Origin of the sequence: Bradyrhizobium sp. 186 (genome assembly GCF_023101685.1) — a bacterium.
Lineage (GTDB): Bacteria > Pseudomonadota > Alphaproteobacteria > Rhizobiales > Xanthobacteraceae > Bradyrhizobium.
In genome coordinates this window covers 6,682,497-6,695,585 of record NZ_CP082164.1, presented here as the reverse complement: position 1 = coordinate 6,695,585, position 13,089 = coordinate 6,682,497, and the positions used below count along the sequence as shown (strand labels likewise).

The following is a 13,089-nucleotide window of genomic DNA, read 5'->3' as shown; positions in this document are numbered from 1 at the left end:
CGCTGATCCGGCTCAGCACGGCCCTGAAGGCCACACCCGGCACTTGCAGCGTGCCGGCCGCGCAATATCGAACTAGCGGCTCGATGCGGACGAACTGGTGGCCGCAACACGCGTCAGCGCCAGCGATGGCGTCGCCGACATCTTCACCAGTACGTCCTTGAGCGGATATTGCGTCCACGCGCGGTTCACGTAGTCGCGATGGGTGATACCGTCGCCGGTTTCGACGAACACCACGCTGCCGGGACGCAGCGGTCCGTCCATGTCCTCAGAGACGCCGATGCCCTTCTGCCGCAGCATACTCATCAGCTCGCGGTCGCGCCGTGCGGTGTAGTGGGTGTAAGAGCTGACGAAGAAGCCGGAGCGGTGGCTCTCGATCCAGGAGGCGAACTTGTCCATTTCGCCATAGACGGCATCGAGCAGCACGACGCCGCGGACGCGGTCGCTGATGCCGCCGACTTCGAGGCTCCAGGCGGTCGGCAGGAAGCCGCCGCTATAGCCGACGATCACGATCGGCATGTTGGCGAAAGCGCGCGCGCTGTTGGGATCGCCGGTGACGCGGGCGAGGTGGTTGGCCGATTCCTCCATGAAGCGCTTGAAGCCGCCGGGCTGCCAGAACTTGCCGGCACTGGAATCGGCGGCATCGACGGCCATCTGGGGCGCCAGCAGGATGGCGTTGGCGCCGGAATCGGTGATCTGCTGCGGCACAAGCTGCCGGTCGCGCACGTCCCGCTCCAGCGTCGCGCCGTTACCGTGGAAGAACACCACGATCACGCCTGGCTTGCGCACGTCGAAATGGTCGGGAACGTGCATCAGCACGCGGCTGTCGTTGTAAGTCTCGTCCTGCCAGTAGACGCGCCCCGAATAGCTGCGGTGGCCGCGGCGGTCGCCCTTGGCGATGTTGAGGAAGGGCGCCTCGGAGGCGGGGTTGTTGCCGAAATACGGGAAGGCCGAGGATTTCATGCTGACGAGCGTCGTCAGGTCTTCACGCGGCGGACGCTGGTAGGGGACCTGCGGCTCGAGCGAGGCCACCTTGTAGGGCGCCTGCTCCGGCTGCTGCTGCACGGCGCGCTTGGGCGAGAAGTCCGACATCTGCCGTTGCAGGAAGCTCTCGCTCGCGGAGGGGAAGCGCTCCCTGAACTGCGGGGCAGGGAAGCGATCCTCGAACGTATCAGCGCTTGCCACTTGCGGATTGGTCTTGGCGACGATTTGAACGTTGGCCTGCGAGTTCGCCGCGAGTGCGGCCGGATTGGGCGCCTTGCCGCATTGAACCAGCGTCAGCGACAACGGCACCAAGGCTGAGATCAGCCCGGTCCGGAGCGCACGACCGCACCCACCGGACGTCGTCCGATGGGCGCGAATGGCAGCTCTCACGTTAGGAACGGCCCCGACCATCCACCCATGACCCCGATCCAGCGGCAATGTTTAGGCTAATTGAGCCGACTGGCGTTTAGGTGACGTTAAGTGTCCGGAGAAACTTCCCCACATCCGGAACGCTCAAAAGGACCACGTAATCGTGTCGCGATTGTGGGAGGGGAAGAGGGTTTTCGGCCGTCAACTACGGGTTTATTCCCAAAAGCGTGCATAGAAGGTGGGCAGATACCTATTCGGGCGCGCCTCATTTAACCCTTGTTAACCCTGCTTGAATTGACTGAACCAAGCTGCACCATGCGTCCCACGAGGCGTGACGCCTGAGGTTAAGGACCCCCGATGACGGCATCAGATGCGCGAACCGCGCCCTGGACTGGCCGGCTGACCGGGAGCGGGTCGGGGGTCTCCGTTCTGGTTGCAACCGCCATCGTCGTGGCCGACATGATCGGGGTCGGCGTCTTCACGAGCCTTGGCTTCCAGGTCAAGGATATCCCCTCGGGCTTCTCGATCCTGTTGCTGTGGACGATCGGCGGCATCGTGGCGCTGTGCGGCGTGTTCTCCTACAGCGAGCTCGGCGCGATGTTTCCGCGCTCGAGCGGCGAATACAACTTCCTCGGCCGTGCCTATCATCCCGCGTTCGGCTTTCTCGCTGGTTGGGTCTCGGCGACGGTAGGCTTTGCTGCGCCGGTTGCGCTCGCTGCGATGGCGTTCGGCGAATATGCCAAATCGGTCGTCCCCGATCTGCCGCCGATTCCGCTCGCCATTGCCGTCGTGTGGCTGGTGTCGCTCGTGCAGCTGACCGGCGTCAGGCATTCCTCGACCTTCCAGCTGATCTCGACCATTTTGAAGGTCGTGCTGATCGTTGCCTTCCTGGTTGCCGGCTTCGTTATCGGCGTGCCGCAGCCGATCTCCTTCACGCCGCAATCCGGCGACCTTGCTCACATCGTCAGCGCGCCCTTCGCGATAGGGCTCGTCTTCGTGATGTATTCATTCTCGGGGTGGAACGCCGCCACCTATATCATCGGCGAGATGAACATGCCGCAGCGGAACCTGCCGCGCGCGCTGCTCGCGGGTACGTTGATCGTGCTGGTTCTGTACGTCGCGCTGAATGCGGTCTTCCTCTACTCCACGCCGGTTGGCGCGCTCGCCGGCCAGCTCGACGTCGCAAGCGTCGCCGGCAGCGCCATCTTCGGCAGCCTCGGCGGCAGGATCGTCGGCGCGATGATCTGCTTCGGCCTCATCTCCTCGATTAGCGCGATGATGTGGATCGGGCCGCGGGTGATGATGACGATGGGGGAGGATATTCCGGCGTTGCGCGTGTTCTCGCGGAGGTCGGTGAGCGGCGCGCCGGCCTATGCCGTCCTGTTCCAGCTTGCTGTCTCGAACCTGCTCCTGTTCACGCGCAGCTTCGAGGCGGTGCTCGACTTCATCCAGTTCGCACTGCTGTTTTGCTCGTTCTTCACGGTCGCCGGCGTCATCAAGCTGCGCATCACCGATCCCGACCTGCCGCGGCCCTATCGCACCTGGGGATACCCGTTCACGCCTCTCATTTTCCTGCTCGTGACCGCGTTCATGATGTACTACCTTTTGACCGAGCGGCCGGTGCAGTCGCTCGCGGGGATGCTCGTCATGCTCTCGGGCCTGTTGATTTATGCCGTTTTCCGCAGGCGGCCAGTCGCCGCTGCCACTTCATCACATCGCGAATAAACATGTTTCGATCCCTGAGAATTGCGGCCGTCGCTCTTGCCCTGCTGGCTGCGGCCATCTCGTCCGCACGTGCTGCCGAGGTCACCTTCGACGACACCGCGCGCTTCCTCGCAGGCATGCAGCCTTCGGCGGACTCGCCGCTGATGCCGCTGACAAAGGACCCGGGCTGGCAGCGCCACGCAAAATTCTTCGACGGCGCCTTTGCCCAGCTCGAGCAGCGGCAATTGTCGAAAATTCGCAATTGGGCCGAGGTCAATCTGGCTGCGCCCAAGCCGACCATGTTCTACATGTTCAGCGGCCCGGATTTTCTCTACGCCAATGCCTTCTATTCCAAGGCCAGCACCTATGTGCTCGGCGCGCTTGAGCCGGTCGGTGCGGTGCCCGACCTGACGAGGCTTCCGCGCGGTTCGGCCGGCGCCGCGCTCTACAATGTCGAACGCTCGCTGGGATCGATCCTGAGCTTCTCCTTCTTCATCACCAAGCAAATGAAGGTCGACCTGCATGCCAACCAGGTCAACGGCACCTTGCCGATCCTCTATGTCTTCCTCGCGCGCTCCGGCAAGACCATCCGCAATGTCGAGATGGTCGCGCTCGACGACAAGGGCCGGATGCACATTGGCAACGACAATCCGGGGCCGAACGTCACCCGCGGCGTCCGCATCAACTTTGCCGGCAGCGACGGCGAGGCGCGCACGTTGTATTATTTCTCGACCGATCTTTCCAATCCCGGCGCACGCGCGGCGGGCTTCCTGAAGTTCTGCGAGACGCTGGGACCCGGCAACAGCCTGATCAAGAGCGCGTCCTATCTGCTGCACTCCGGCAACTTCACCACCGTTCGCGACTGGCTGCTCGCCAACAGCGCGACCATCCTCCAGGACGATTCCGGCGTTCCGCTTGCGAACTACAATGCGCGGCAATGGCGGTTCTTCCCGTTCGGCCGCTATCTCGGACCGATCAGCGAATTCCCCGGCCGCTATCAGGAGCGTTACGCGGAATTGTTCACGCGCGCGCAGCCGATCGACTTCGGCGTCGGCTATCGGTGGCGCATGCACGAGTCGAACTTGCTGCTGTCGGTGAGGGTGCCGGGAAGCGAGACCGCGCCGGGAGCGGAGACCACCTCGTCGGCCGAACCGACGCCAAAACCGCAGCGCCCGAAGCGGCCGCGTCCGCCCGAACCGATTCCGCCGCCGCCCGGGCGCTTCTTTTGGTTCCGTTAAGCCTGGTGCTAAGCCCCGGCGTTATGCCGCCGGGGTCTGGGCCACGACGACCAGGACCTCTGCCTTCTGCCGGCCGAGGCTCCTGACCTCGTGCGGTGTCTCGCCTGAAAAATACAGGCAATCGCCCTTGCCGAGGACAAGTTCTTCGCCATCGAGCTTGATCGCGATCTTGCCGTTGATGACGAACAGCAACTCCTCGCCCGCATGCGAGGCGCGCGTCGCCGATTTGTGCGGCGGGCTCAGCAGGAACGGTTCCATCATCTTGCGGGTGCGGCCAGTTGCCAGCGGGACCACGCCAAAAGTGTCCTGAAACAGCGGCACGTTGCCGCCTTCACGGCGGAACAGGGTGTAGCGCGGCGCGGGCTCGGCGTTGGGGTCGAAGAAGTTCGCGACATTGACCTCGAGCGCGGCGGCCATCCGCAGCAGGGCGGCGAGCGAAGGGATCTTCAGGTTCCGCTCGACCAGCGAGATGTAGCCGCGCGTGAGATCGCTCTGCTTGGCGAGCTGGTCCAGCGTCAGGCCCTTAGCTATCCGCGCCTGGCGAATGTTGGCCCCAACGGCTGCCGCTTTGCTGACGTCAAGCACGCATGAGTCTCCCGAACTGCTGATCTCTCTTTTGCAACAGATGCCGCCCGACTGCCAGCCCGGCGGCGCACGCTCCCTTTCCGGGTCGCAGGCAGGTGTATTCCCAAGGAAAACTTTTGCGCAGAAATTTCAAGCAGGGTCGCGGATATTGTGAGCAAATCGGTTGGAATATCGCTGAATTCAGCTGAAAAATAGTGCAATTCACGCGTTATGCCGTTCTGTGCGGCATTTGCCGCGTTCGGTGTCATTGATTTCCATCAGTAAACATGATCGATTTTTGACGTTCCTGGCTGCCGATGGGCTCCACGGACAGAGCCAACTGCTTTTCCCAGGCGCCGGTACTTTTTGGAGAGATCGATGACCGTAGCAGACGACGTAGCCCTGAATGTAGCGCCGGACGAGACGGCGAACTTGCGACGTATCGTGTGGTCGAGCGTGATCGGCACTGCGGTCGAATGGTACGACTTCCTCATCTACGGCACCGCGACCGCGCTGGTCTTCAACAAGGTCTTCTTCGCTGCCGGCAATCCCACGCTCGCCACGATCGCGGCCTTCGGCACTTACGCGGTTGGATTCCTGGCGCGGCCGCTTGGCGCTGCGATCTTCGGTCACTACGGCGACCGGGTCGGCCGCAAGGCGATGCTCGCGATCACCATCATGGTGATGGGCATCGGCACCTTCCTGATCGGTCTGCTTCCGACCTATCAGCAGATCGGCATCGCCGCGCCACTGCTCCTGATCGGCCTGCGATTCCTCCAGGGCATCGGCCTCGGCGGTGAATGGGGCGGCGCCGTGCTCATGGTGGTGGAGAACTGCCCGACGCACCGCCGCGGCCTGCTCGGCAGCATGGTGCAGGTTGGCAACCCCATCGGCAATCTCGCCGCGATCGGCATGTTCGCGCTGGTGGCGAGCCTGCCGGAAAGCGACTTCATGACCTATGGCTGGCGCATCCCGTTCCTGATCTCGATCGTCCTCGTCGGCGTCGGTCTCTACATCCGCCTCAACATGGAGGAGACGTCCGCCTTTCGTCAGGTCCAGGCCAAGAAGGATGTCGCGAAGCTGCCGGTGGTGGAGATCTTCAAGCATCACCGCAGGCCCTTCTTTACCGCGGTTGGCTTGAAGATTTCCGAGATCGCCTATGCCAGCATCGGCGGCGTGTTCGTGATGTCCTACGCCACGGCCAATCTCGGCCTGTCTCGCGCGGTGGTGCTGAACGGCGCCTTCGCGGCATCGCTGGTCGCGCTGTTCGCCATTCCGCTGTTCGGCTGGCTGTCCGACCTGCTCGGCCGCAAGACGATGTTCTATGCGAGCTGCCTGTTCTCGGCGCTGTTTGCCTTCCCGCTGTTCTGGCTGCTCAATACCCGCGATCCCACCATCGTCATTTGCACCATCGTGGTCGCGATCACCTTCGGCCAGATGGTGATGTTCGGCATCGGCGCGCCCTGGTACTCCGAACTGTTCTCCGCCCGCCTGCGTTACAGCGGGGCTTCGCTCGGGTTTCAGGTCGGTGCGGCCTTGAGCGGCGGGTTGACGCCGCTGATTGCGGCCTCTCTGATGGCCTGGAGCGGCGGTGCCACCTGGCCGGTTTCGCTGCTGCTGATCGGCTGTGCGGCCATCACAGCGACTGCGACCACGTTCGCGCCGGAGATGGCGAACAAGGAATTGACGTGATCCCGCGGCGCGCCGCTTCTTGCGGCGCGCCTTCGCTTCCCACAAGGATTCTGTCATGCTCGATGAGATAGACGCTGGCTCGGCGCATAGCACAGCACGCCTCGGCTGGACTGGCTTGGTCCGCTTCCTCCATCTCGCCCCGCGCGCGTTCCTGCCGATGCGCGCGATGGAGGAGCTTGCCCTGGTCGCCGGCAAAGGGATCGAGGGCGACCGCTACATGATCGGGCGCGAGGAAGGATTTTATTCGCACAAGCCCGAAGAGGGCCGGCAGGTCACCCTGTTCGAGCTCGAGACGTTGGTCGCGCTCAAGCGTGACGCGGGAATCGAGCTCGGCCTTGAGGAGCATCGACGCAACGTGACGGTCGAGGGCGTCCCGTTGAACCACCTCGTCGGCCGCCGCTTCTGGTTAGGTGAGACCCTGTTGGAAGCAACCCGGTTGTCGATTCCATGCCGGCATATCGAGGAGATCACCGGCAAGGCGATCTTCGATCCGCTCATCAACCGCTCGGGCCTCAATTGCAGGATCTTGCAAGGCGGCATCGTCAGGGTCGGCGACACCGTGCGGAACGCGGCATGAGCGCGCGGCCCATAACGACGATCAAGACGGTTGTCGCCGGCATCGAGGATGGCGGTGCGGGGATCAAGGTGTTTACGCTGGTCGATCCCGATCATTGGGAGCTGCCGCCGTTCAAGCCCGGCGCGCACATCGATCTGCATCTGCCGAACGGTCTCGTCCGGACCTATTCGCTGTGCAACGAGCCTGCGGACAACACGCGTTATGTCATCGCGGTGAAGCGCGAGGCGGACGGGCGCGGCGGTTCGCGCGCGCTTCACGAGGAGGTCGGGATCGGCGACGTCATCGGCGTCTCGCTGCCGCGCGGCGGGCTGGCGTCCGACGCGCGCATCGCGCGCTACGTGTTCATCGCGGGCGGTATCGGCGTAACGCCGTTCCTGTCGATGGCGCGGCACCTCGCGCGGACAGGAGATGCGGACTTCGCGCTGCATCTGATTGCGCGCGAGGAGGTGCCGCTCGCGTCTCACCTCGCGCCATTGATCGATGACGGTCGCATCGTCGTGCATCGCACGTCCCGGGGAGGACGTCCGGATCTCGCGTCGCTGGTCGGGGAGCGCGGAGCGGCGACGCTGGTCGCGTGCTGCGGGCCGGAAAGCATGATCGATGATTTCGAACGGGTAACCGCCACGTGGCCCGCAGCCAATGTTCATATCGAGCGTTTCGTTGCACCGCCACCGGTCATCGATCCCGACGCGAAGCCCTTCACGCTGTCACTGGCGCGCACGGGAACCGAAATCGAGGTTCGTGCGGGCCAGACCATGCTGGCTGCCTTGCAGGAAGGAGGCATCGATATCTCGACCTCCTGCTGTGGCGGCATCTGCGGTGCCTGCAAGGTCGGCTGGCTCGAGGGTAAGCCCGTGCACCGCGACCGGATCCTGTCGCCCTACGAACGCGAACGATATCTCATGATCTGTGTCGCCGGATCAGACGCGGACCGGCTGGTGCTGGATCTCTAAAGTCCAGTCTACCAGTGCACGCTCTGGCTGGGCACGATGAACGCCGTCGTGCCGGGCGGCGTGGTGAAGCTCGTCGCCAGATACCAGCCGGAGCCGAGCACGAGCGCGAGTAGCGCTATGATGGCGAGCATGTCGATGGTTCTGGGATCGTGACCCCTCGGACTGATCTTGGGATTTGGACCCAGCCTGAAGTGAAAATGTGGGCTGATTTTCCAGCGCATTGTTGTTTCCTCCCGCGGGAGCATCACATCAACGCGAGCGGGAAGTTGCGGTTCCCTCTAGCCATGCAGCGAGGTAGCGAGGTTAGGAAGCATTCACGCCGCGCCAGCGGCCGTAGCGCCAGGGCAGATACCAGCGCGCGCCTCGCGGAGTGGTGAGAGGCACGTTGTCGATGCCCGAGGTGCCGAAGGGATTGCAGCGCAACAGGCGCGCGAGCGTCATCCAGCCGCCGGCCCAGAGTCCGAACCGTTCAATCGCCTCGTCGCTGTAGACGGAGCAGGTCGGCAGGTGACGGCAATTGTAACCGACCAGCGGCGACAGCGTGTGCCGGTACAGCCAGATCAGCGCGCGGCCGAATCTGCGCGGGAGCCGGCGCGCACCCTCGACGGGATTGGAATAATGCTCGCAGGCTGAATACTTCATGGGCGCTTTGCTGCGATCGTGGGCGAGGTGTTGCGCGGTTCCGGCGCAGGGAACAGCAAACTGTTGTTTGGGCGCCATATTTTGCATGTTTTTAGGGAGCAGTGCAGCAAGTCCATATGGACGATCTGTATTCCCCCGGATACCATTTTTGTGACTCTCGTGGAAACATACGTCTGTATGATGGACTCATCGAGCGCGAAGCGGGGATAATTCGCGCCAATGGGCTTGGGGAAGGAACCAGTTTGAGACTCCTGAAGTCGCTTGATTTTCGCGGTTGGTTGCTGGTGGGAACCGCGGCTTGTTGCGTCGCGCTGACGAGCGCGATCGCCACTGTCAGCTCTACAGCGCAAGCCGGCGGAGCGCTCGAAGAGCGCAAGCTGCCGATGAAGTTCAACTGGGTCGCCTGCGATCCGAACTGCCGCGGCTGGGTCAGCGCGGTCGGCATCATCACCGCTGACTCACCAAAGGATTTTGAGGAGTTTGCCCGCGGGCGCCAGCTCGGCGGCGCTACCGTCGTGCTCGACTCCAGCGGCGGGTCCGTCAACGACGCGATCACGCTCGGCCGGCGCTTTCGTAATCTCGGCCTTTTGACCACGGTCGGCATGAGCGTGCAGAACCGCGGCGGGCAGGGCGTCCGTCCGGCGGTCGCGCCAGAGGCCTATTGTGAATCCATGTGCGTGTTCCTGCTGCTAGCCGGCAAGAAGCGCTACGTGCCGGAGACGGCGCATGTCCGGGTCCATCAGATCTGGATGGGCGACCGTGCCGACGATGCGAGGGCTGCAACCTACAGCGCGCAGGACCTGATGATCGTGGAGCGCGACATCGGTCGGCTTGCCAAATATACCTTCGACATGGGCGGTGCCGGCGATTTGCTGTCGCTCGCGCTGAATGTGCCGCCGTGGGAAGATCTGCACGAGCTGGACGCCGGCGAGCTGAAGCTCACCAATCTGGTGACGACCGACCTGTTAGCCGACGTGCTGCCGCATGTGGATGTCTCGGCGCCGGCGATGGCTGATCTGACCCCGAAGAGGCAGGACCGGTTCGGCACGGAACCGGAGCAGCCTGCCAGGTCGACCAAGACGGCGGAAGCACTGACCGGTGGCGTGGCAGCGCCGGCCGCGGCATCGCAGAAGTAAGCCTTAAGATATCTGATTGCCGCTTCGCGACGCCCTCGGAAGCACGGGCAATGGTTTAGCCCTGCGCCGCAGCCGGCTGCTTGGCCTTGGCCTCGATCTGGCCGATGGCATCGACCACGGCATCGAAGGTCAGGAGCGTTGAGGCGTGGCGCGCCTTGTAGTCGCGGACCGGCTCGAGGAACTTGATCTCTTCCCATTTGCCTTCAGGAGGAGCGCCGTTCTCCTTCAGCATCTTGCGAACGGTTTCGCGCAACTCACGGAGTTCGCTCGCAGTCGAGCCGACGACGTGACTTGCCATGATGGATGAAGAGGCTTGTCCAAGTGCGCAGGCCTTCACGTCATGGGCGAAGTCCGTGACGGTGCCGCCGTCCATCTTGAGGTCGACCTTCACGGTCGAGCCGCACAGTTTTGAGTGGGCAGTGGCGGTCGCGTCGGGGTCCGCAAGCCGCCCGAGCCGCGGAATATTCCCGGCCAGCTCGATGATCCGCTTGTTATAGATGTCGTTCAGCATGTGATGGAGTCCAGCACTTCCGGGCGGGAACGGCCTTGGCGGGCGCCGTCCACGGTCCTATATAAGGTCGGAACTGGCGGAAAAACAGTCCGGCGGTCCGGCGGCACCGATCCAAAACCACGGGGCCGGCGTTAGAGCCGAGGACCTTTTTCGCCATAACAGTTCTCTTCAGGCGTCCGGCGGCTTGCCGCTCCGTCTGCCGGTGACACTCCGGCCGCAAGGCCGTCGAACGGAGTCGATATGGACGCTACGATTAAATCCATCCGCCCCAACAAGCCCTCTGACAAGCAGCCCGAGGGCCGCGCCGCTGAGCTCGATCCTGCCGAATTCCTCGCGGCTGCCGTCCGCGCCGACCAGCCGCGCCCTGCGCGCGCCGAGGCCGAGCGCGCGGTCAAGACGCTGCTGGCCTATATCGGCGAGAACACCGAGCGCGAGGGCCTTTTGGACACGCCGCGCCGCGTGGTCGAGGCCTTCGACGAGCTCTATCAGGGCTATCATCAGTGCCCGGCCGAGGTGCTCGACCGCACGTTTGGCGAGACCGCCGGCTATGACGATTTCGTGCTGGTGCGCGACATCGAGTTCACCTCGCAGTGCGAGCATCACATGATGCCGTTCTACGGCAAGGCGCACATCGCCTATACGCCGGTGGAGCGCGTCGTCGGCCTGTCAAAGCTTGCGCGCCTGACCGACATCTTCGCCCGCCGGCTCCAGACCCAGGAGCACCTGACGGCGCAGATCGCGGCGGCGATCGACGAGGTCCTTAAGCCCCGCGGCGTTGCCGTGCTGATCGAGGCCGAGCATACCTGTATGTCGGTGCGCGGCGTCGCCAAGCATGGCGCTTCCACGTTCACCAGCCGTTTCACCGGCATGTTCCGCGACAATCCGGCGGAGCAGGCCCGTTTCCTGACCCTGGTGCGAGGCACGTAGCGCTGACCTCGCCAACGAATAGCGAGGACGCGGTGTCCACTCATTCGCACGACATCGAGGAAGGGCTGAGCTTTCAGCCCGGGTTTGACGCGGCCGGGCTCGTGACCTGCGTGGCGACGGACGTCGCCAGCGGCGACGTGCTGATGGTCGCCCACATGAACGACGAGGCGCTGCGCAAGACCATTGCGACCGGCGAAGCCTGGTACTTCAGCCGTTCGCGCAATGCCTTATGGCGAAAAGGTGAGACCTCGGGTCAGACCCAGCGTGTGGTCGAAATGCGCACCGATTGCGACCAGGACGCGGTCTGGCTTCGCGTCGAGCAGATTGGCGCGGCCTGCCACACCGGCCGCCGGTCCTGCTTCTATCGCAAGGTCGAGGCCGAGGACGGGGCTGCGAAGCTCGTCTTGGTCGATGCGGACAGGCTGTTCGATCCGAGCGCGGTCTACAAGAAGTAGTTCTTCCGTCATTCCGGGGCGCGCGTAGCGCGAGCCGGAATCGATCGCAAGGCATCACGTGCGGCTGAATGGATTCCGGGCTCATCGCTGTGCGATGCCCCGGAATGACAGAAACCCGCATTTTAACCCCGCATTAACCATACCTGTCCCACGGTGAGACGACAGGGCGTCCGAATTGCCGGCGCCGCTCAACGCCGCGCGGGGCGGGCACTCCATCATGTCGGTCGACAATTCCAGTGCCACGCAGACGGCCGGTACCGATCCGTCGCGGGCGCGTGTTGCCGGCGCGATCAAGCAGGCCTCCAGCCTGACCGGCGTCAGCTTCGAATACATGCTGACCACCGCCAAGATGGAATCGGATTTCAATCCGACCGCAGGTGCCACCACATCGTCCGCGCACGGGCTCTACCAGTTCATCGATCAGACCTGGCTCGGCACGGTGAAGGAGGCGGGCGCCCAGCTCGGCTATGGCAGCTACGCCGACGCTATCAGCAAAAGCTCGTCCGGCAGCTACTCCGTCGATGATCCCGTGGTGAAGCGGTCGATCATGAAACTGCGCGACGATCCAGAGGCTGCATCCAGCATGGCGGCGGCGCTGACGCAGTCGAACAGTTTCAAGCTCACCGGGCTGCTCGGCCGCAGGCCGTCCGACAGCGAGCTCTATATGGCGCATTTCATGGGTGTCGGCGGTGCGGCCAAGCTGATCGCCAATGCCGAGGACAATCCGCAGGCCGTCGGCGCGCGGTTGTTTCCCAATGCCGCTTCCGCCAACCGCTCGATCTTCTACGCCAAGGACGGCCGCGCACGCAGCGTCTCCGAGGTCTATTCGGTGTTGGACGCGCGCTACGCCAGCGCCGCGAATGCGAAATCGACCCGCAGCGCAATGGCAATGTACGGCGACACGCCGTCAACCACACAGGTCGTAAGCGCAAACGGTGTGCAGGCGACGGCGCCGGTGATCAACAACGCCGCCTATCTCCAGACCTTTCCGGATACGCGCTCGGTGACGCCTATCAGCGCCACATCGTCGACGACGGTCGCGGATAATGCGCCGAGCACGCCGGTGTTTCGCTCGATCTATCAGCCTGGCGATGCCACGCAGCCGGTCTCGACGACCGTGCAGAAATTGTGGGGCAACAATGCCTCGCTCACCTCGGGCGCAACAGCGATCTCGGTCGCGTCAGCAACGCCAGAGGTGCGTCCGCCGCAGCCGCTCGATCTCTTCAGCGATCGCAGCGGCACGTTCAGCAGCTAACGCTGATCTCTTGCCCCGGACGCAGCGCTCGCGCGCTGCACGGCGTTCGGGACATGAAGGCGGAAACAACTTCCGCCCCTTAACA

14 protein-coding genes are annotated in these 13,089 nt (G+C 63.7%); 9 read left to right on the top strand and 5 right to left on the bottom strand.

Annotated elements, in window-relative coordinates; genetic code table 11:
- Window positions 1-72 precede the first annotated feature (72 nt).
- Entirely contained in the window at window positions 73-1,392 is a 1,320-nt protein-coding gene (locus IVB18_RS32300; RefSeq protein ID WP_247984381.1) for an alpha/beta hydrolase, read from the bottom strand.
- A 315-nt stretch (window positions 1,393-1,707) separates the two neighbouring features.
- Between IVB18_RS32300 and IVB18_RS32295 the strand changes: the two genes are divergently transcribed.
- Window positions 1,708-3,075: an amino acid permease gene (locus IVB18_RS32295; RefSeq protein WP_247984380.1), complete on the top strand. Its 1,368-nt coding sequence runs from the start codon at window positions 1,708-1,710 to the stop codon at window positions 3,073-3,075.
- Window positions 3,076-3,077: 2 nt separating this feature from the next.
- Window positions 3,078-4,292: a hypothetical protein gene (locus IVB18_RS32290; RefSeq protein ID WP_247984379.1), complete on the top strand. Its 1,215-nt coding sequence runs from the start codon at window positions 3,078-3,080 to the stop codon at window positions 4,290-4,292.
- Window positions 4,293-4,313: 21 nt separating this feature from the next.
- On the opposite strand, the gene IVB18_RS32285 is transcribed toward IVB18_RS32290, so the two are convergent.
- Window positions 4,314-4,877 (bottom strand): cupin domain-containing protein, encoded by a 564-nt coding sequence (locus IVB18_RS32285; RefSeq protein ID WP_247984378.1) that lies wholly within the window; start codon window positions 4,875-4,877, stop codon window positions 4,314-4,316.
- Between the two features lie 357 nt (window positions 4,878-5,234).
- On the opposite strand from IVB18_RS32285, the gene IVB18_RS32280 reads away from it, so the two are divergent.
- From IVB18_RS32280 to IVB18_RS32270, 3 genes are read left to right on the top strand one after another with little or no spacing between them, the layout of a single operon-like run.
- A complete protein-coding gene (locus tag IVB18_RS32280; RefSeq protein WP_247984377.1) occupies window positions 5,235-6,548 on the top strand; it encodes an MFS transporter in 1,314 nt (437 codons plus the stop codon).
- 55 nt (window positions 6,549-6,603) lie between these two features.
- Entirely contained in the window at window positions 6,604-7,125 is a 522-nt protein-coding gene (locus IVB18_RS32275) for an MOSC domain-containing protein (protein WP_247984376.1), read from the top strand.
- Window positions 7,122-8,078, top strand: coding sequence for a PDR/VanB family oxidoreductase (locus IVB18_RS32270; protein WP_247984375.1), 957 nt, complete (start codon window positions 7,122-7,124; stop codon window positions 8,076-8,078). The genes IVB18_RS32275 and IVB18_RS32270 overlap by 4 nt, the downstream gene beginning before the upstream one ends.
- Window positions 8,079-8,086: 8 nt before the next feature.
- Here the strand turns inward: IVB18_RS32270 and IVB18_RS32265 are convergent, their stop codons facing one another.
- Complete coding sequence (locus IVB18_RS32265) at window positions 8,087-8,299, bottom strand: hypothetical protein (protein ID WP_247984374.1); 213 nt, start codon at window positions 8,297-8,299, stop codon at window positions 8,087-8,089.
- An 82-nt stretch (window positions 8,300-8,381) separates the two neighbouring features.
- Window positions 8,382-8,720 (bottom strand): membrane protein insertion efficiency factor YidD, encoded by a 339-nt coding sequence (gene yidD / locus IVB18_RS32260; protein ID WP_247984373.1) that lies wholly within the window; start codon window positions 8,718-8,720, stop codon window positions 8,382-8,384.
- Window positions 8,721-8,962: 242 nt separating this feature from the next.
- On the opposite strand from yidD, the gene IVB18_RS32255 reads away from it, so the two are divergent.
- On the top strand, window positions 8,963-9,856 hold the full coding sequence (locus IVB18_RS32255) for a hypothetical protein (protein ID WP_247984372.1): 894 nt from the start codon (window positions 8,963-8,965) through the stop codon (window positions 9,854-9,856).
- A 55-nt stretch (window positions 9,857-9,911) separates the two neighbouring features.
- Here IVB18_RS32255 and IVB18_RS32250 read toward each other — a convergent pair whose 3' ends face one another.
- The gene (locus IVB18_RS32250) at window positions 9,912-10,367 is read right to left on the bottom strand and encodes an iron-sulfur cluster assembly scaffold protein (RefSeq protein ID WP_247984371.1); all 456 of its coding nucleotides are present in this window, start codon (window positions 10,365-10,367) and stop codon (window positions 9,912-9,914) included.
- A gap of 240 nt (window positions 10,368-10,607) precedes the next feature.
- Between IVB18_RS32250 and folE the strand changes: the two genes are divergently transcribed.
- The 3 genes from folE (at window position 10,608) to IVB18_RS32235 (ending at window position 13,004) form a co-directional block, all read left to right on the top strand.
- A complete protein-coding gene (gene folE / locus IVB18_RS32245; RefSeq protein ID WP_247984370.1) occupies window positions 10,608-11,294 on the top strand; it encodes a GTP cyclohydrolase I FolE in 687 nt (228 codons plus the stop codon).
- 32 nt (window positions 11,295-11,326) lie between these two features.
- Window positions 11,327-11,749, top strand: a complete 423-nt coding sequence (gene hisI / locus IVB18_RS32240; protein WP_247984369.1) for a phosphoribosyl-AMP cyclohydrolase — start codon at window positions 11,327-11,329, stop codon at window positions 11,747-11,749.
- Between the two features lie 217 nt (window positions 11,750-11,966).
- Window positions 11,967-13,004 (top strand): lytic transglycosylase domain-containing protein, encoded by a 1,038-nt coding sequence (locus IVB18_RS32235; protein ID WP_247984368.1) that lies wholly within the window; start codon window positions 11,967-11,969, stop codon window positions 13,002-13,004.
- Window positions 13,005-13,089: the final 85 nt, after the last annotated feature.